The organism is Streptomyces sp. NPDC051664 (assembly GCF_044453545.1).
Lineage (GTDB): Bacteria > Actinomycetota > Actinomycetes > Streptomycetales > Streptomycetaceae > Streptomyces.
The window spans coordinates 335,637-353,351 of sequence record NZ_JBITCU010000004.1; the positions used below are offsets into that span (position 1 = coordinate 335,637).

General features: G+C 66.8%; 14 protein-coding genes and 1 tRNA gene. 7 read left to right on the forward strand and 8 right to left on the reverse strand.

Annotated features, from left to right (window positions below):
• The first annotated feature begins 4 nt into the window (after nt 1–4).
• Nucleotides 5–226 (forward strand): recombinase-like helix-turn-helix domain-containing protein, encoded by a 222-nt coding sequence (locus tag ACIA8E_RS10585; RefSeq protein ID WP_313936782.1) that lies wholly within the window; start codon nt 5–7, stop codon nt 224–226.
• A gap of 7 nt (nt 227–233) precedes the next feature.
• Nucleotides 234–1,307, forward strand: a complete 1,074-nt coding sequence (locus ACIA8E_RS10590) for a Rieske 2Fe-2S domain-containing protein (RefSeq protein ID WP_399296533.1) — start codon at nt 234–236, stop codon at nt 1,305–1,307.
• A gap of 166 nt (nt 1,308–1,473) precedes the next feature.
• Here the strand turns inward: ACIA8E_RS10590 and ACIA8E_RS10595 are convergent, their stop codons facing one another.
• Nucleotides 1,474–2,016 carry a MarR family winged helix-turn-helix transcriptional regulator gene (locus ACIA8E_RS10595; protein WP_389031305.1) on the reverse strand — a complete coding sequence of 181 codons (543 nt, stop codon included), beginning with the start codon at nt 2,014–2,016 and terminating at the stop codon, nt 1,474–1,476.
• Nucleotides 2,017–2,179: 163 nt separating this feature from the next.
• Between ACIA8E_RS10595 and pepN the strand changes: the two genes are divergently transcribed.
• The 3 genes from pepN (at nt 2,180) to ACIA8E_RS10610 (ending at nt 7,728) form a co-directional block, all read left to right on the forward strand.
• Nucleotides 2,180–4,684, forward strand: a complete 2,505-nt coding sequence (gene pepN, locus ACIA8E_RS10600) for an aminopeptidase N (protein WP_399296536.1) — start codon at nt 2,180–2,182, stop codon at nt 4,682–4,684.
• 225 nt (nt 4,685–4,909) lie between these two features.
• The gene (locus tag ACIA8E_RS10605; RefSeq protein ID WP_399296538.1) at nt 4,910–6,310 is read left to right on the forward strand and encodes a pyridoxal phosphate-dependent decarboxylase family protein; all 1,401 of its coding nucleotides are present in this window, start codon (nt 4,910–4,912) and stop codon (nt 6,308–6,310) included.
• Nucleotides 6,307–7,728, forward strand: a complete 1,422-nt coding sequence (locus ACIA8E_RS10610) for a lysine N(6)-hydroxylase/L-ornithine N(5)-oxygenase family protein (protein ID WP_399296540.1) — start codon at nt 6,307–6,309, stop codon at nt 7,726–7,728. The genes ACIA8E_RS10605 and ACIA8E_RS10610 overlap by 4 nt, the downstream gene beginning before the upstream one ends.
• Before the next feature lie 66 nt (nt 7,729–7,794).
• Here the strand turns inward: ACIA8E_RS10610 and ACIA8E_RS10615 are convergent, their stop codons facing one another.
• The gene (locus ACIA8E_RS10615; protein ID WP_399296542.1) at nt 7,795–9,594 is read right to left on the reverse strand and encodes a bifunctional metallophosphatase/5'-nucleotidase; all 1,800 of its coding nucleotides are present in this window, start codon (nt 9,592–9,594) and stop codon (nt 7,795–7,797) included.
• Nucleotides 9,595–10,094: 500 nt separating this feature from the next.
• Between ACIA8E_RS10615 and pyk the strand changes: the two genes are divergently transcribed.
• Nucleotides 10,095–11,528, forward strand: coding sequence for a pyruvate kinase (pyk, locus tag ACIA8E_RS10620; protein WP_356238309.1), 1,434 nt, complete (start codon nt 10,095–10,097; stop codon nt 11,526–11,528).
• Between the two features lie 8 nt (nt 11,529–11,536).
• Here pyk and ACIA8E_RS10625 read toward each other — a convergent pair whose 3' ends face one another.
• Complete coding sequence (locus ACIA8E_RS10625) at nt 11,537–12,313, reverse strand: transcriptional regulator (RefSeq protein WP_399296544.1); 777 nt, start codon at nt 12,311–12,313, stop codon at nt 11,537–11,539.
• Between the two features lie 109 nt (nt 12,314–12,422).
• Nucleotides 12,423–12,497: transfer RNA gene (locus ACIA8E_RS10630), tRNA-Leu, on the reverse strand.
• Between the two features lie 97 nt (nt 12,498–12,594).
• Between ACIA8E_RS10630 and ACIA8E_RS10635 the strand changes: the two genes are divergently transcribed.
• Nucleotides 12,595–13,254, forward strand: coding sequence for an ANTAR domain-containing response regulator (locus ACIA8E_RS10635; protein ID WP_399296546.1), 660 nt, complete (start codon nt 12,595–12,597; stop codon nt 13,252–13,254).
• 76 nt (nt 13,255–13,330) lie between these two features.
• Here the strand turns inward: ACIA8E_RS10635 and ACIA8E_RS10640 are convergent, their stop codons facing one another.
• The 4 genes from ACIA8E_RS10640 to ACIA8E_RS10655 are packed head-to-tail and all read right to left on the reverse strand — an operon-like array spanning nt 13,331 to nt 17,707.
• A complete protein-coding gene (locus tag ACIA8E_RS10640; RefSeq protein WP_399296548.1) occupies nt 13,331–14,047 on the reverse strand; it encodes an ABC transporter ATP-binding protein in 717 nt (238 codons plus the stop codon).
• Nucleotides 14,044–14,982 carry an ABC transporter ATP-binding protein gene (locus ACIA8E_RS10645; RefSeq protein ID WP_399296819.1) on the reverse strand — a complete coding sequence of 313 codons (939 nt, stop codon included), beginning with the start codon at nt 14,980–14,982 and terminating at the stop codon, nt 14,044–14,046. Before ACIA8E_RS10645 ends, ACIA8E_RS10640 begins: the two co-directional genes overlap by 4 nt.
• 5 nt (nt 14,983–14,987) lie before the next feature.
• Complete coding sequence (locus tag ACIA8E_RS10650; RefSeq protein ID WP_399296550.1) at nt 14,988–16,772, reverse strand: branched-chain amino acid ABC transporter permease; 1,785 nt, start codon at nt 16,770–16,772, stop codon at nt 14,988–14,990.
• A gap of 5 nt (nt 16,773–16,777) precedes the next feature.
• A complete protein-coding gene (locus tag ACIA8E_RS10655) occupies nt 16,778–17,707 on the reverse strand; it encodes a branched-chain amino acid ABC transporter permease (protein ID WP_355778953.1) in 930 nt (309 codons plus the stop codon).
• Between the last annotated feature and the right edge of the window lie 8 nt (nt 17,708–17,715).

A 17,715-nucleotide genomic window follows, 5' to 3' on the forward strand; every position in this document is an offset into this window, starting at 1 on the left:
CGACATGACCACCCCGCAGTACCTCAACCCCCACCAGGCACGCACCGCCGACCCCACCCCGTACGAGAAGAAACTCGCCGCGGTGATCGAGGACGTCTTCGGCAGCGGCACCCACGACCTGCCCGGCCTCGTCGCCGGACTCAACGCCCGCGACCTGCCCGCCCCCGACGGCAACCCGTGGACCGAGGACACCTTCCGCACCGAGATGCGACGACTGGGAGCGTGAAACGACCATGACCACCGACACCGCAACACACACCGGCGAGACCACCCGGCCCTCCGAAGTCGCCCGCCCCGGCAACCGCACCGCCGACCGCCTCTTCACCACCGGCATACGCAACCAGTGGTACGCCGTCTGCCCCTCCGGCTCCGTCCCCGCCGGCGGCATGAAGCGCCTCACCCTCCTCGGCGAGGAATGGCTCCTCTTCCGCCGCGCCGACGGCACCCTCCACATGCTCGAGGACCGCTGCCCCCACCGCGGCGCCCGGCTCTCCCTCGGCAAACACCTCGGCGACCGGATCGCCTGCTGGTACCACGGCGTCCAGGTCGACGGCACCGGCACCGTCGCCGCCGTACCCGGCCTGCCCGGTTGCAACCTCGAAGGCAAACAGCTCGTCGCCGCACCCCACGTCATCGAGACCGGCGGCGCGGTCCTCGCCTACTTCGGCGACAACGAACACCCCGAACCCGCCCCCCTCGTCCTGCCGGAACAGCTCACCGACCCCGACGTCTCGGCCTTCCTCTGCTACGCGGAGTGGAACGTCAACTGGCGCTACGCCGTCGAGAACCTCCTCGACCCCATGCACGGATCGTTCCTGCACCGCGACTCGCACAGCATGTCCGAAGGGCAGACCACCGCCCGCTTCCGGATCCGCGAGACCGAACGCGGATTCTTCTTCGAGAAGACCGACCAGAGCGGCGTGAACTTCGACTGGGTCGAACTCTGCCGCACCGGCATCGACTGGGTCGACCTGACCATCCCGTACCCGCCCACCGCAGGCCCCGGCGGCCCGTTCGGCATCGTCGGCATGGCCACCCCCATCGACGAGGACCGTTGCGCCGTCTTCTTCTGGCGCTACCGCCGCGTCACGGACTGGCAGCGCGACACCTGGCGCTTCCTCTACAAGACCGTGCTGGAGGACCGCCACTGGGACGTCCTCGAACAGGACCGGATCATGCTCGAAGAACTCCGCAGCGACGCCGACCAGGCGGAGAACCTGTACCAGCACGACCTGGGCGTCGTCCGCGTCCGCCGCATGTACCGCACGGAAGCAGAGGCCCAGGCCAAGGCGGACACCACCCGCTGAGCCGCCTCGAACACAAAGATGTCCCCGACCGCCGGACGGGCTCGACCACCGAGCCCGCCCGGCGATCGAGGTTCACGCACCGTCCGGGCCAGGCGACTCCGAGCCCGTCCGGCAGATCGAGCGAGTCCGGCGATCGAGGACAAAGCGGCCACCGGGCGACACCGCCCTACCCCTCCTCGCCCGCACCCTCCTCCGCCGCCAGCACGGACCGCTCCAACTTCTCCAACAACCGCGCCAACTGCCGGCACTCCGCAGGAGTGAGCCCCGCCAGCATCCGCCGCTCGTTCTCCAGATGCTCCGAGAACAACTCGTCGATCGTCGACAGACCCTCGTCCGTCAACCGCGAATGCACCACCCGACGGTCCTGCGGATCCCGCTCCCGCAGAATCAGCCCGTCCTTCTCCAGCCGGTCGATCCGCAACGTCACACCGGCCGAACTGATCAGCCCGGAATCCGCCAGCTCACCCGCCGTACGACGAAACGGCGCACCCGCCCTGCGCAGCGCGGTCAGCACATCGAACCCCGCCATCGACAGGCCCTTGCGCTCCACCGGTCGCGAAATCGCCGCGCTGTACCGCAAGAACGCCCGATGCAGCCGGCCGAACACCTCCAGCGGAGCCGTATCCAGCTCCGGCCGCTCCCGCCGCCAGTCCTCGACGATCGACGCCACCGCGTCCTGCCGCGTCGCGGAAGCCGTCTTCTTCGCCATCCCGGGCACCCTCCGTGCAGGAACACAATGGGTAAGAATCTTAGCCCTCAACGGCCACCCGCAGCCGCGCAGCCACCCACCTGCACCGCACCCGGCCCACCGCGCACTCAGCCCTGCGAGAACCCCACTGCGCACCCCCTACGCCATGCGGCAGCATGGATCCATGTCCGTACTGACGCGCAACGAAGCGCAGACCCGAGCCCAGTTCCTCGACGTACACCGATACACGATCGACCTCGATCTGACCACGGGTGAGGACACCTTCGACTCCCGCACCGTCATCCAGTTCACCGCACTCGCGGCCGGAGACACCTTCGTCGAACTCAAGCCCGCCACCCTGCGCTCCATCAGCCTCGACGGACACCCCCTCGACCCCGCCGACCTCACCGAGAACCGGTACCCCCTCACCGCCCTCACCGCCGGCCCGCACGAACTGCGCATCGACGCCGCCATGCGCTACTCCCGCACCGGCGAAGGCATGCACCGCTTCACCGACCCCACCGACGGCGAAACGTACCTCTACACCCAACTCTTCATGGAAGACGTCCAACGCGTCTTCGCCGCATTCGACCAGCCCGACCTCAAATCCGTCTTCGCCCTCACCGTCACCGCCTCCGAAGACTGGACCGTCCTCGGCAACGGCATCGCCGAACACACCGGCAACGGCCGGTGGACCATCGCCCCCACACCACTGATCTCCACCTACCTCGTAGCCGTCGCCGCAGGCCCGTGGCACTCCGTCACCACCCAGCACGCCGGACTGCCCTTCGGCATCCACTGCCGCCGCTCCCTCGCCCCCCACCTCGACGCCGACGCCGACGAAATCCTCGACATCACCCGCGCCTGCTTCGATCGCTACCACGAGAAATTCGACGAGCCCTACCCCTTCGACTCCTACGACCAGGCCTTCGTCCCCGAATTCAACGCCGGCGCCATGGAGAACCCCGGGCTCGTCACCTTCCGCGACGAATTCATCTACCGCTCAGCCGTCACCGACACCGAACGCCAGACCCGCGCCATGGTCATCGCCCACGAAATGGCCCACATGTGGTTCGGCGACCTCGTCACCCTCGCCTGGTGGGACGACATCTGGCTCAACGAGTCCTTCGCCGAATACATGGGCTACCAGACCCTCACCGAAGCCACCCGCTTCACCGACACCTGGGTCGACTTCGGCGTAGCCCGCAAGGGCTGGGGATACGACGCCGACCAACGCCCCTCCACCCACCCCGTCGCCCCCGACCCCGCCGCCGTCCCCGACACCGCATCCGCCATGCTCAACTTCGACGGCATCTCCTACGCCAAGGGCGCATCCGCCCTGCGCCAACTCGTCACCTGGCTCGGCGAAAAGGACTTCCTCACCGGCATCAACACCCACTTCGCCCGACACAAATTCGCCAACGCCACCCTCGCCGACTTCATCGACAACCTCGCCTCCGCCACCGACCGCAACGTCCACGCCTGGGCCGAACAATGGCTCCGCACCACCGGCGTCGACACCCTCACCCCCCACATCGACGAATCCGACGGCGCCTGGTCCATCACCATCGACCAGCACGGCCACCGCCCCCACCGCATCGCCGTCGGCGCCTACGACCACGCCATCGAAACCCAGCCAGGACCCGACCGCCTCATCCTGCGCGACCGCTTCGAACTGGACGTCCCCCACAACAACACCGCCAAGAACCACACCGGACGCCGCCCCGCCCTCGTCGTCCCCAACGACCACGACCTCACCTACGCCAAGGTCCGCCTCGACCCCGAATCCTGGAACACCGCACTCCACACCCTCTCCGGCATCCCCGAGGCCCTCACCCGAGCCGTCATCTGGAACACCGCCCGCGACATGGTCCGCGACGGCGAACTCCACCCCACCACCTACCTCCGCACAGCCCGCACCCACCTCCCGCACGAAACCGACCTCGCCCTCGTCCAAGGCGTCCTCACCTTCGCCGACACCCAGGTCACCCGCCGCTACACCACCCCCGACAACCGCCCCGCCGCCCACGCCACCCTCACCGACCTCTGCCGCGACCTCATCCGCCGCACCGAGGACGGCACCAACCCCGGCCTCCGCCTCACCGCCGTACGCCACTACATCGACGCCGCCACCCAACCCGACACCATCCAGGACTGGCTCACCAACGACAGCGTCCCCGGCGGCCCCGAACTCGACCCCGAACTCCGCTGGCGCATCCTCACCCGACTCGCCGTCCTCGGCGCCACCGACGAAACCACCATCGCCACCGAACTCGAACACGACCCCAGCGCCACCGGCCAGGAAGGCGCCGCCCGCTGCCGCGCCGCCCTCCCCACCCCCGAAGCCAAAGCCACCGCCTGGCACAGCCTGTTCAACGACGACACCCTCTCCAACTACCTCTTCAGCGCCACCGCCCAAGGCTTCTGGCAACCCGAACAGGCCGACCTCGTCCACACCTACGTCCCCCGCTACTACCCCGAAGCCACCGCACTCGCCGCCCGCCGCGGCCCCGCCATCGCCGAAGCCGCAGGCCGCTACGCCTTCCCCCACTACGCCATCGACACCGACAACCTCCACCACGGCGAACAAGCCCTGAACGACCCCACCCTCATCCCCGCCCTCCACCGCAAACTCACCGACCAGATCGACGACCTGCGCCGAGCCCTCGCCGTACGCAACGCCCACTGACCCACCACACCGACACCACACACACCGCAGCACCCGTGCCCGGCGCCACCCACCCCAAGGGGAGACGCCGGGCACACCCATACCACCAGCACCCCCGACAACCCCCCACCCCCCACCGCCCATCCCCCTTTCGAGTTCAGATCACCACGCTCACCGGCCGCGCCACCAGAAACCCGGACAAGCTGGCATGTCCACCCATGCGCGCACCCGAAGGGCCCCACCACCATGCCCACCCCACCCCTCGCCGGATCCACCACCGGACCCGACGCCCTCCGCCCCCTCCTCGACACCGTCCTCACCGCACTCCACGACGGAGCCCACCAACGAAACGGCCCCATCCCCGCCGGCGGACCCCCAACCACCACCACCCGCATACACGCCGCCACCCACCCCGTCATCCCCGACCACGGCACCGGCCCCCACCACGCCCTACGCACCCTCGTCACCGCACTCACCCAAGGCTCCGCAGACCCCGCACACCCCCACTGCGCAGCCCACCTCCACACCCCACCCCTCGCCCTCGCCACCGCGGCCGACCTCGCCGCCTCCGCCCTCAACCCCTCCATGGACTCCTGGGACCAAGCACCCGCCGCCTCAACCCTCGAAGCCGCCACCACCACCGCACTCGCCCACGAGATCTACCCCCACCACCCCCACCCCGACGCCCTCATCACCACCGGCGGCACCGAAGCCAACCAACTCGCCCTCCTCCTCGCCCGCGAACGCCACGGCCCCGTACAAACCATCTGCGCCACCAACGCCCACCACAGCATCAACCGCGCCACCTGGCTCCTCGGCCTCCCCGAACCCCTCACCATCCCCGCCCCCACCGGCGTCATGGACCTCACCGCACTCGAAGAAACCCTCACCCGACACCACCACCAACGCCTCCTCGTCACCGCCACCGCAGGCACCACCGACACCGGCCAGATCGACCCCCTCGACCACATCGCCGACCTCTGCACCACCCACGGCGCCGAACTACACATCGACGCCGCCTACGGCGGCCCCCTCCTCTTCAGCCCCACCCACCGCACCAAACTCCACGGCCTCCACCGCGCCCACAGCGTCACCCTCGACCTCCACAAACTCGGCTGGCAACCCGCCCCCGCAGGCATCCTCGCCGTCCCCGACCACCACCACCTCCAAGCCCTCCACCACCAAGCCCCCTACCTCAACGCCCACGACGACACCGAAGCCGGCCTCCCCGACCTCCTCGGCCGCTCCCTACGCACCACCCGCCGACCCGACGCCCTCAAAATCGCCGTCACCCTCCAAGCCCTCGGCCGCACCGGACTCGCCGACCTCATCGACCGCACCATCAACACCGCCCACCACCTCGCCGACCTCATCACCCACACCCCCACCCTCGACCTCTACGACCGCCCCACCATCACCACCGTCCTCTTCCGCCCCACCCACACCGACGATCACACCGTCGCCACCATCCGCCGCACCCTCCTCACCAACGGCCAAGCCGTCCTAGGCCGCGCCCACACCCACAACGGCCTCTGGCTCAAAGCCACACTCCTCAACCCCCACACCACCCCCAACGACCTCCAAACCCTCCTCGACCACGTCACCCACCTCACCCACCACCTCAAGAAAGGCAACACACCCCGATGACCGACCGACCCAGCCCCAACCCCGACCAGCCACACGACCTCGTCGGCATCGGCATCGGCCCCTTCAACCTCTCCCTCGCCGCCCTCGCCCACGGCATCCCCGGCAACCCCCACCCCCTCGCCGCGACCTTCTACGAACAACGCCCCGCCTTCCACTGGCACCCCGGCCTCCTCATCGACGGCGCCAGCCTCCAAGTCCCCTTCCTCGCCGACCTCGTCACCCTCGCCGACCCCGCAAGCCCCTGGACCTTCCTCAACTACCTACGCAGCCGCGACCGCCTCTTCCCCTTCTACTTCGCCGAGCGCTTCCACATCCAACGAGCCGAATACGACGCCTACTGCCGCTGGGTCACCGACCAACTCCCCGGCCTCCACTTCAGCCACCAGGTCGACGCCGTCCGCTGGAACCCCGAACGCCAGCTCTTCGAAGTCGACTTCACCCAACTCGACACCCACGGCGAAGCCGAAGCCCTCGGCCGCGCCTACACCCGCCACATCGCCCTCGGCATCGGCACCGAACCCTTCATCCCCGAACCCCTCAAACCCCTCGCCGACGCCGAAACCGTCCCCGTCATCCACTCCGCCGACTACCTCCACCACCGCCGACAACTCCTCGAAGCCGAACACATCACCGTCATCGGCTCCGGCCAGTCAGGCGCCGAAATCTTCCTCGACCTCCTCCGCGCACGCCCCGCCGGACACGAAAAACTCCACTGGCTCGCCCGCACCCACGCCTTCGCCCCCATGGAGTACTCCAAACTCGGCCTCGAACACTTCACCCCCGACTACAGCCGCTACTTCCACGCACTCCCCGAACACGTACGCGACGAACTCGTCCCCCACCAATGGCAACTCCACAAAGGCATCGACGCCGACACCATCGCCGCCATCCACGACGAGCTCTACCGACGCACCCTCCACGGCGGCTGGCCCGACACCACCCTCACCCCCGGCGTCCACGTACGCACCGCAGGCCGCCTCGCCAACACCCGCGTCGAACTCCACCTCGAACACACCCAACAAGGCACCCGCACCCGCCTCACCACCGACGCAGTCGTCCTCGCCACCGGCTACCGCGAACGCCCCCTCGACCGCCTCCTCACCGGCCTCGCCCCCCACATCCGCCGCGACACCGGCGGACGCCCCCGCATCGACGACCACTTCCGCCTCGAACTCGACCCCACCGTCACCGGCAACGTCTACGTACAGAACGCCGAACGCCACACCCACGGCGTCGGCGCCCCCGACCTCGGACTCGCCGCCTGGCGCAGCGCCACCATCCTCAACAACCTCACCGACACCAACGCCTACCCCCTCCCACAACGCACCGCCTTCACCACCTTCGGCCTCACCCCCCAGAACACCCCCAAAATCCCCCACCAGCACCCCGGCCTCATCCCCCTCGTACAAGGCAACTGACCCACCCCACCCAAAACAAAAGCGGCCGCCTCCCGGAAAGGAGACGGCCGCTCAACCAAAGAACCGCTAGAACACCGGCTTACCATCCCGCGTCAGCCGCCAGTCCACCGAAGCGAACTGCGAACCGTCCACCGAACCCTTCGACTGCACCCACGCAATGATCGTGTTGCGGATCTCCTCCGAATTCGCCCACAACTGCTTCGCGCCCGGCACATGCGGGAAATTACCGCCACCGCTCGCCCGATAATTGTTCACCGCCAGCACGAACTGAGCCGCCGGATCGATCGCCTTGCCCTCGAACGACAGATTCACGATCCGCGAACCATTCGGCTTCGCAACGTCGATGTCATACGTCAGACCCGACACCGCGTCATAGTTGTAGTCCGGCGTGTTGTCCGCATTCGTCAACTTCGCCGTATCCACCGGAACGTCAGCCGCCGTCTGCACGTAATACCGCGCCGAGAACTCCAGATAGTCCTTGATCTGCGCACCCGTCAACAGCCGGGCCTCAAGCGTGTTCTCGAACGGATACAGCCCCGCCGCGTCCTTGATCGTCACATCGCCGGCCGGAATCTGCGCCGTACGCGAGAAACACGACGCCTGCGACAGCACCGGAAGCGACGCATACTCGCCACCAGCCAGAGCAGCCTTCACCGTCTCCGCCTGAACCACATTGATCAGATCAATGATCGGCTCGTCCTTCCACGCCGCCTCCGCCGTCGTCATCGCCACCGTCGACGTACCGATGACCTGATTGACGTACGCCACGACCTTCTTGTGCTCATCCGCCAGCAGACCAGTGATCTTCGGGTCCTCGGCCGCCGTGTTCGAGTTCAGCACCTGCGAACCCGCACGCTCCACCACCCAGCGGCCCTTCTCCCACACCAGATCGAAGTCGAACAGCGTCAGCCGCTGCCCCCACTTCAACGGCTCGGAGAGCACCACCTTCTTACCCGTCTCCTTGTTCTCCACGAAGTACTCGGGGATCTCCAGATGGGCATGGCCGACCAGAATCGCATCGATACCCGGCACCTGCTCCGCCACCAGAGCCGCCGCATTCTCCACATACGGAACCTGATCACCGTACGACGACGTCCCACTGGTCCCCGAGTGCGCCGACACGATCACCACATCCGCACCCATGGACCGAAGCCGCGGCACAAACTTCGCCGCCTGCTCCTCCAGCCCCGGGAACACCATCTTGCCGCTGACATTCACCTTGTCCCAGATCGCGATCCCCGGATTCGTCAGACCCAGAATCGCCACCTTCACATCCGGACCGTGCGGCGTACGCATCCGCTTGATCACATACGGAGCGAACGCCGGGCGCAACGTCTTCGCATCCAGCGCATTCGCACCCAGCAGCGGGAAATCACACTGCTCCTCGAACTTCCGCAGCACCGGAATGCCGTAGTTGAACTCATGGTTGCCCAGCGCCGCCGCGTCATACCCGATCGCGTTCATCGCCTGCGCCATCGGATGGACCGGACCACGCTTCGCCGTGATCGGATCGATCTTCGCGTAGTAATACGACAGCTGCGTGCCCTGGATCGTGTCACCCGCATCGATCATCAGGGTGTTGTGCCGGCCCTTCTCCGCTCGGACCTGATCCACCAGCGTCGAGATCTTCGCCAGACCCACATCGTTGTGCGCCTTGTCGTCGAACTCCTTGTCCGTGAAGTAGTCCCAGTTGAAGACATTCCCGTGCAGATCGGTCGTGCCCATCACCGTGAACGAGTACCGCTTCGGCGGACGCCCATGACCACGACCGTGAGCCTCGGCAGGCACAGCCACACCCCCAGCCATCGCCACACCGGCCCCGGCCGCAGCCGATGTGCCCAGGAACGTCCTACGGTTCAGCGGCATCTTGTCTCCCACAGATCAGATCTCGTACTACACAACGCGCGTAGATAATGACCCACCAGCCCCACCCAGCAACACCCCTCGCAGGTTTCTATCTGATGACCACACGCGTCACACCCCGATGCGACAGCGGCCCCATGCCCCACACGCCAACCCCCTGCGGCACCCCCGACCACCCACGCGTCGCCCTCCCCGACCCCGGCGCCGAGAACACCACCCCCAAACCACCCACGCCCACCACACCCGGCAGCCACCGCAGCCGCGCCGCATACGGAGCAGAACCCGAAACACCCCCCGCCCCCGACCTCGAACCCCAACGAGAGACCGTCCACGCCCAGGTGAACGCCCGATTCACCAAGGCACCCCCGAAAACTCTGATCAGAATGCTCATCAGAGCACCCCCGTGCACAATTCAACCCTTGTCAATAACCCTTCACCCAAAGGTTGTTGAGTCGACACGCAGACCCAAATCGCTACCCGTAGGTAAGGTCTAGGCTCAAACCATGCGCCGAGCAAAAATCGTCTGCACCCTGGGCCCCGCCACCGACACATACGACCAGATCAAGGCACTCGTCGAAGCCGGAATGGACATCGCCCGCTTCAACCTCAGCCACGGCTCCTACGCCGAACACGAACAGCGCTACCGCCACGTACGCAAAGCCTCCGACGAAACCGGACGCAGCGTCGGCATCCTCGCCGACCTTCAAGGCCCGAAGATCCGCCTCGGCCGCTTCCGCGAAGGCCCCGTACTCCTTGAACGCGGCGACACCTTCACCATCACCGTCGAACCCACCGAAGGCGACCGCAACACCTGCGGCACCACCTACGAAGGCCTCAACACCGACGTCACCACCGGCGAACGCATCCTCGTCGACGACGGCCGCGTCACCCTCGAAGTCACCCACGTCGACGGCCCCCGCGTCCACACCACCGTCATCGAAGGAGGCATGGTCTCCGACAACAAAGGCCTCAACCTCCCCGGCGTCGCCGTCTCCGTCCCCGCACTCTCCGACAAAGACATCGAAGACCTCCGCTGGGCCCTGCGCACCGGCGCCGACATCATCGCCCTCTCCTTCGTACGCAGCGGACAAGACATCGACGACGTCCACCGCATCATGGACGAAGAAGGCCGCCGCCTCCCCGTCATCGCCAAAGTCGAAAAACCCCAGGCCGTCGAGAACATCGACGACATCGTCGCCGCATTCGACGGCATCATGGTCGCCCGCGGCGACCTCGGCGTCGAAATGCCCCTCGAACAAGTACCCATCGTCCAGAAGCGCGCCATCAAACTCGCCAAGCGCAACGCCAAACCCGTCATCGTCGCCACCCAGATGCTCGACTCGATGATCGACAACTCCCGGCCCACCCGCGCCGAAGCCTCCGACGTCGCCAACGCCGTCATCGACGGCACCGACGCCGTCATGCTCTCCGGCGAGACCAGCGTCGGCAAATACCCCATCGAAACGGTCCGCACGATGTCCCGCATCGTCGAAGCAGCCGAGGAAGACATCCTCGCCAAGGGCCTGCCCCCGCTCACCGACCGCAACAAGCCCCGCACCCAGGGCGGCGCGGTCGCCCGCGCAGCCGCCGAGATGGGCGACTTCCTCGGCGCGAAATTCCTGGTCGCCTTCACCCAGAGCGGCGACACCGTCAAGCGACTCTCCCGCTACCGCTCACCCATCCCACTGCTGGCCTTCACCCCGGACCCGGCCACCCGCTCCCAGCTGAACCTCACATGGGGCGTCGAGACCTTCCTCGGCCCGCACGTCGACTCCACGGACGCGATGGTCGCCCAGGTCGACGAGGAACTCCTGCGGATCGGCCGCTGCGAGAAGGGCGACGTCGTGGTCATCACGGCCGGCTCCCCGCCCGGCGTCGCGGGATCGACGAACCTGGTACGCGTGCACCACATCGGCGAGGACGACAGCCCCAAGTAATCCGGTCGTCAGTGCTTCGGCCCGACGTGAGCGTCCATGAGCGCGACGGACGCCCGTCGGGCGACGGAGATGTTGAGCGGGTTGCCCCCGCGTGAGAGGGTCGTCCACTCGACCCCGACAGCGGTGAGGGTGTCGCTGAACAGCTTGCGGATGTCGTCCGACTTGTTGGTGAAGAAGTACCGGGGGTACTCGTAACGCTTCCGCTCGCCGGCGATGAGTCGGGTGGTCCAGTTGGTGATGCGACATCCGTCGGAGTGGATCAGACCGCGGATGAATTCCCACGGGTGGGCATCCACGATCTTCTGTTGCCAGGGCTCGAGAGCGATCTTGCGGTTGTGCTTCCTGCCCGGGCCGTGCTGGGGAAAGAAGCAGGGCCAGTGCTTGCTGTAGCAGGTCACGTTCTGGCAGCCCTGACGCTGAACCCGGAATACCTTGTTGCCAGGACGCACGAGCTGCATGGCCTCGGCGCAGGCGTCGATGAGGCCGGGCCAGGCATCGGCGCAGGCAATACGCAGGAAGTACACGCCCCTTCTCGCGTGGGTGATGCAGCCGTCACCGAGATAGAGGCCGAGTAAATAGGCGTACGCGGCGGGGTCTTCGGGATCGCTCGGCAGGCCGTCGCACCTTGGGCAGTCAGCGGCGCGGTTCCAGCCGAGGGGTTCTATTCGTGTTTGCCACGAACGGATGGCAGCCCGGGAGATGCCGGTCTGTTTGCTTACCGAGTTCTGGCTGAAGCCTTGGGCGATGAGATCCAGAGCGCGCTTGCGCGTATCAAGGTCGTACACAAGGCCGAGCCTGTCCGGATCTTGATGGCCTCGAGTTGGAATAGATCAGCATTCACACGTTCACGTGAAGTTCTGATATTCCTATGTGATCTTGGAATCGAAGGAAAAGTGCCCCGAGTCGGACTCGAACCGACACTGTATGGGTTTTGAATCCATTGCCTGCTGCCAATTGGGCTACCGGGGCTCGCAGAATCGAAGGTTCCCTTCGACCCCCTGCGCGACCACCATACCGCAGGTGGGTAGGCTCAAGGGAGCTGTACCTGCCCTGAACGAGGAGCCCCGTGACCACGCCCGAGTCGCCCCAGCCCGTCGCCGACGACGACAAGTCGCACGTCCCGCCGCTGACGACCCGCGTCGTCATCGCCGAGGACGAGGCTCTCATCCGCCTCGACCTCAAAGAGATGCTCGAAGAAGAGGGCTACGCGGTCGTCGGCGAGGCCGGTGACGGCGAGAAGGCGGTCGAGCTCGCCCGGGAGCACCGGCCCGACCTCGTCATCCTCGATGTGAAGATGCCGATCCTCGACGGCATCTCCGCCGCCGAGCGCATCGCCGAGGAGTCCATCGCGCCCGTTCTGATGCTCACGGCGTTCTCGCAGCGTGACCTCGTGGAGCGGGCCCGGGATGCCGGGGCGATGGCGTACCTCGTGAAGCCGTTCAGCAAGAGCGACGTGGTGCCGGCCATCGAGATGGCTGTGTCGCGGTTCGCGGAGCTGAAGGCGTTGGAGACCGAGGTTGCGGATCTTTCGCAGCGGTTGGAGACGCGGAAGCTGGTGGATCGGGCGAAGAGCATTCTGCAGACGGATTACGGGCTGTCGGAGCCGGCTGCGTTCCGGTGGATTCAGAAGACGTCGATGGATCGTCGGCTGTCGATGCAGCAGCTTGCGGAGGCGTTGATCGAGGATGCCGAGGAGAAGCGGCGGGCGGCGAAGGACGGCGCGTAGTCGTGTAGGTGTGTATGGAAGAGGCCCGCATCCCGGATCGTTCGGGGTGCGGGCCTCTTCGGTGTGCAGGGGTGGGTCAGTCCTCGCCGAGGTATGCCTTGCGGACGGATTCGTCGTGGAGGAGGTTCTGGCCGGTGCCGGAGAGGACGATCTTGCCGACCTCCATGACGTGGCCGTGGTCGGCGAGGGAGAGTGCGGCCTGGGCGTTCTGCTCGACGAGCAGGATGGTGGTGCCCTGGGCCTTGAGCTCGACGATGGTTTCCATGATCTTCTGCATCATGATCGGGGAGAGGCCCATGGAGGGTTCGTCGAGCATGAGCAGTTTGGGCCGGGACATGAGGGCGCGGCCCATGGCGAGCATTTGCTGTTCGCCGCCCGAGAGGGTTCCGGCGGCCTGCTTCCTTCGTTCTCCGAGGATGGGGAAGAGGTCGTAGGCGCGCTGGATGTCCTTTTCGATGCCTGCTTTGTCGTTGCGGAGGTAGGCGCCGAGGAGGAGGTTCTCGGTGATCGTCAGCCGGGGGAAGATGTGGCGTCCCTCGGGGGAGTGGGCGAGGCCCAGGGAGACGATCTTGTGGGCGGGGATGTTGGTGAGTGGTTTGCCCTCGAAGAGGATCTGGCCGCCGATGGGCTTGAGGAGGCCGGAGAGGGTGCGCAGGGTGGTGGTTTTTCCTGCGCCGTTGGTGCCGATGAGGGTGACGACCTGGCCGGCTTCGACAGTGAAGGAGATGCCTTTGACGGCTTCGATCTTGCCGTAGGCGACGCGGAGGTCTTCGACCTGGAGCAGTGCGGTCATCGGGTGTCCTCCTCTTCGGTGCGGGTGGTGCTGGTGTCGTCGTCGGTGGCGGCTTCCGCTTCGGCGGGCTCCGCTTCCGTGGTTTCGGCCTCGGCGTGTGCTCCGGCTTCTGCTGCTTCTACTTCGGCGACTTCTTCGGCACCGGGGGCGCCTTCGAAGGGGGTGCCGAGGTAGGCGGCTACGACGCGTTCGTCGCTCTGGACGACGGCGGAGGTGCCTTCGACGAGCTTTTCGCCCTGTACGAGGACGGCGACTCGGTCGCAGAGGTTGAAGATGAAGCGCATGTCGTGCTCGATGACGAGGACGGCGATGCCTTGGTCCCGGATGGCGAAGATGAGCTCTTCGGTGACGCGGGTTTCCTGGGGGTTCATGCCTGCGGTGGGCTCGTCCAGGAGGAGGAGTCCGGGGTCGCTGGCGAGGGCGCGGGCGATTTCCAGCTTGCGCTGGTCTCCGTAGGGGAGGTTGCGCGCGAGGTGGTCGGCCTTGGCGCGGAGGCCGATGAACTCCAGGAGTTCCATGGCGCGTTCTCGGCTGGCGTTCTCGGCTTTGGTGAAGCCGGGGAGGCGCAGGAGGGCGGACCAGAGGCCTTCTTTGGTGCGGGTGTGGCGTCCGACAAGAACGTTTTCCAGGACGGTCATGTTGGGGAAGAGCCGGATGTTCTGGAAGGTGCGGGCGATGCCTGCCTGGGTGACGAGGTGGGGCTTGGGCGGCAGGACGGTGCCCTTGTAGCTGACTGTGCCTTCGGTGGGGACGTAGAGCCCGGTGAGGCAGTTGAAGAAGGTGGTTTTGCCGGCGCCGTTGGGCCCGATGAGGCCGACGATTTCACCTGCGTTGACGGTGAGGTCGACGTTGCGTACGGCGGTGAGGCCGCCGAAGCGCATGGTGACGCCGCTTGCGTCGAGGACGGTGGTGGCGGTTTGTGTGGTGGTGGTCATGGTGGTCACGCCCCCGCCTTGGCGATGCCGGCGCCGGTTTCTTCGGACTGCCGTGGTTCCGGTACGTCGATGGGGTCGTTCTCGTGGAATTCGAGCTGCTTCCTGCGGTCGGCGACCAGGCCTTCGGGGCGGAAGCGCATCAGGAGGATGAGCGCGATGCCGAAGAGGAACAGCTGGTAGTCCTGCATGAACTGGAGTTTGGCCGGGATGAGGTAGAGCAGTGCTGCGCCGACGAAGGGTCCGCTGAGGGTTCCCATGCCGCCGAGGATGACGGCGGCGAGGAGGAACGCGGAGTTCGGGGGTACGGAGCCGGCGAACTGGTACTGCTCGGGCGTCACGGTGTAGTTGACGTGTGCCTGGACGGTGCCGGCGAGGCCGGCGAGGGTGGCGCCGAGGGCGAAGGCGAGCAGCTTGAGCCGGAAGGCGTTGATGCCCATGGCGGTGGCGGCGGTTTCGTCTTCGCGGATGGCGACCCAGGCGCGGCCGATGCGGGATTCACCGGAGCGGCGGAACACGAGGACGACGACGGCGGTGACGACGAGCATCAGCAGGTAGTAGTTGGCCGGCCTGCTGAGGGTGAAGGGGCCGATGTCGTGGCTGAGTCCGAAGTCGATCCCGAAGAGGTTGAGGTCCGGGATGCTGGGGATGCCTTGGGAGCCGTTGGTGAGGTCGGGTCCGCTGTTGCCGTTGAGGTTGTTGACGGTGACGCGGAAGATTTCACCGAAGCCGAGGGTGACGATGGCGAGGTAGTCGCCGCGCAGTCGGAGGGTCGGGGCGCCGATGAGGACGCCGAAGACGAGTGAGACTGCGGCTCCGGTGAGGACAGCGGCCCAGAAGGGGAAGTGGACGCCGATGGCGGCGAGGGGTGCGCCGGAGACGAGGGCCGCGGTGTAGGCGCCGACACCGAGGAAGGCGACGTAGCCGAGGTCGAGGAGGCCGGCGAGGCCGACGACGACGTTGAGGCCGAGGGCGACGGTCGCGAAGATGAGGATGTTCGCGCCGATGAGGGTGTATTCCGCGGTGTCCTGGGTGAAGGGGAAGCAGAGTGCTGCGACCAGGGCTGCGGTGAGGGCGACGTTGCGGTGCTTCGTGGTCAGCGCGGTGATGCGGGAGATGAGTCCCGCGCGGGTGACAGCGGTGAACGCGAAGGCTGCGGTGATGAGGAAGCCGATGAACTGTTCGGAGTCTTCGGTGGGGATGCCGATGCCGTAGGTGAAGACGTACAGCATGGTGCCGAAGGCTGCCGTGATGATGAGGATTTCGGCCCAGGCGGGGAGTGTTTTGGCGCGGGTTGCCGCGGGTGCGGCGAGGCTGTTGCGGAAGCGCTGCCAGGCGCCCGGCCGGGGTTCGCGCTGGGAGAGGGGTTCGTCGCTGGGGAGTGCGAGTGCGGCGATGATGGCGATGAGTGCGCCGATGCCGCTGACCCATGCGCCGGGTTCGAGGTTGACGACGCCGCCGAGCTCGTAGGAGATGGCGCCCATGGTGTACCCGGTGGTGCCGAGGGTGCCGAGGGCGAGGAGCCGGACGGGGCTGTTGGTGCCGCCGGGGGTGAGCCAGCGGAGTCCTCGGATGCCGTATCCGCTGAGTGCGAAGAGGAGGGTGAGGGCGGCGCCGGTGAGGGTGAGGACCTGAAGGCCGCCGGGGTAGCCGGTGACCGTGAGGTCGCCGGGGAAGTCGGTGGTCCAGGTCCAGGCGAGGAAGGTGCCGGCGAGTGCGATGGCGGCGCCTGCGATGGTGGCGAGGCGGGCGATCGGTGCGGGCAGTGGGATGAGTGTGCTCTGGGTGGTCATCCGTATCACGCCCGATCCGCGACGCGTTCGCCGAGCAGGCCCTGGGGCCGGAGCAGCAGGACGACGATAAGGAGGACGAAGGCCCACACGTCCTTCCAGGCGCCGCCGCCGAAGAGGTCCATGCCGGGGACGTCGCTCATGTAGCCGGTGGCGAGGGATTCGGCGACGCCGAGTACGACTCCGCCGAGCATGGCGCCGTAGATGTTGCCGATGCCGCCGAGTACGGCTGCCGTGAAGGCCTTGAGGCCCATGATGAAGCCCATGCGGAAGCCGATCTGGCCGTTCTTGAGCCCGTAGGCGACGGCTGCGACGGCTGCGAACGCGGCACCGATGGCGAAGGCCATGACGATGATGCGGTCGGTGTTGATGCCCATGAGCTTGGCGGTGTCGGGGTCCTGCGAGGTTGCTTGCATGCCGCGGCCGGAGCGGGTCTTGGAGACGAAGAGTCCGAGGGCGATCATGCAGACGGGTGCGGCGATGAGGACGAAGAGGTCACCGCGTTGGATGTTGGCGCCGAAGATACCGAAGGCGTCGCCCTTGAACTGCGGGAAGGGGTGGTCCTTCGTGGCGTTGGGGTACCACTTCCAGATGGCCTGCTGGAGTGCGAGGGAGAGTCCGATCGCGGTGATCAGCGGGGCGAGTCTGGGGGCGGTGCGCAGCGGCCGGTAGGCGAAGCGTTCGGCGGCGACGCTGACGGCGACGGAGCATATGACGCCGCCGATGATCATGAGAGGGACGATTGCGAGGAGGTTGGAGCCGGCCGGCATCCAGAGGTACACGGTGAGAGCTCCGAAGCCTCCGATCATGAAGATCTCGCCGTGGGCAAAGTTGATGAGCTGGATGATTCCGTAGACCATCGTGTAACCGATCGCGATGAGACCGTACATCGCGCCGAGGATGAGTCCATTGGCCAGCTGTTGCGGCAGTTCGTTCACCGCAGGGC

Bases quoted from the DNA above. Each gene is read 5' to 3' on its own strand.
- ACIA8E_RS10610 (WP_399296540.1), top strand. From the start codon at position 6,307: ATGACCGACCGACCCAGCCCCAACCCCGACCAGCCACACGACCTCGTC.
- ACIA8E_RS10590 (WP_399296533.1), top strand. From the start codon at position 234: ATGACCACCGACACCGCAACACACACCGGCGAGACCACCCGGCCCTCC.
- ACIA8E_RS10585 (WP_313936782.1), top strand. From the start codon at position 5: ATGACCACCCCGCAGTACCTCAACCCCCACCAGGCACGCACCGCCGAC.
- pyk (WP_356238309.1), top strand. From the start codon at position 10,095: ATGCGCCGAGCAAAAATCGTCTGCACCCTGGGCCCCGCCACCGACACA.
- ACIA8E_RS10595 (WP_389031305.1), bottom strand. From the start codon at position 2,016: ATGGCGAAGAAGACGGCTTCCGCGACGCGGCAGGACGCGGTGGCGTCG.
- pepN (WP_399296536.1), top strand. From the start codon at position 2,180: ATGTCCGTACTGACGCGCAACGAAGCGCAGACCCGAGCCCAGTTCCTC.
- ACIA8E_RS10640 (WP_399296548.1), bottom strand. From the start codon at position 14,047: ATGACCGCACTGCTCCAGGTCGAAGACCTCCGCGTCGCCTACGGCAAG.
- ACIA8E_RS10615 (WP_399296542.1), bottom strand. From the start codon at position 9,594: ATGCCGCTGAACCGTAGGACGTTCCTGGGCACATCGGCTGCGGCCGGG.
- ACIA8E_RS10605 (WP_399296538.1), top strand. From the start codon at position 4,910: ATGCCCACCCCACCCCTCGCCGGATCCACCACCGGACCCGACGCCCTC.
- ACIA8E_RS10645 (WP_399296819.1), bottom strand. From the start codon at position 14,982: ATGACCACCACCACACAAACCGCCACCACCGTCCTCGACGCAAGCGGC.
- ACIA8E_RS10650 (WP_399296550.1), bottom strand. From the start codon at position 16,772: ATGACCACCCAGAGCACACTCATCCCACTGCCCGCACCGATCGCCCGC.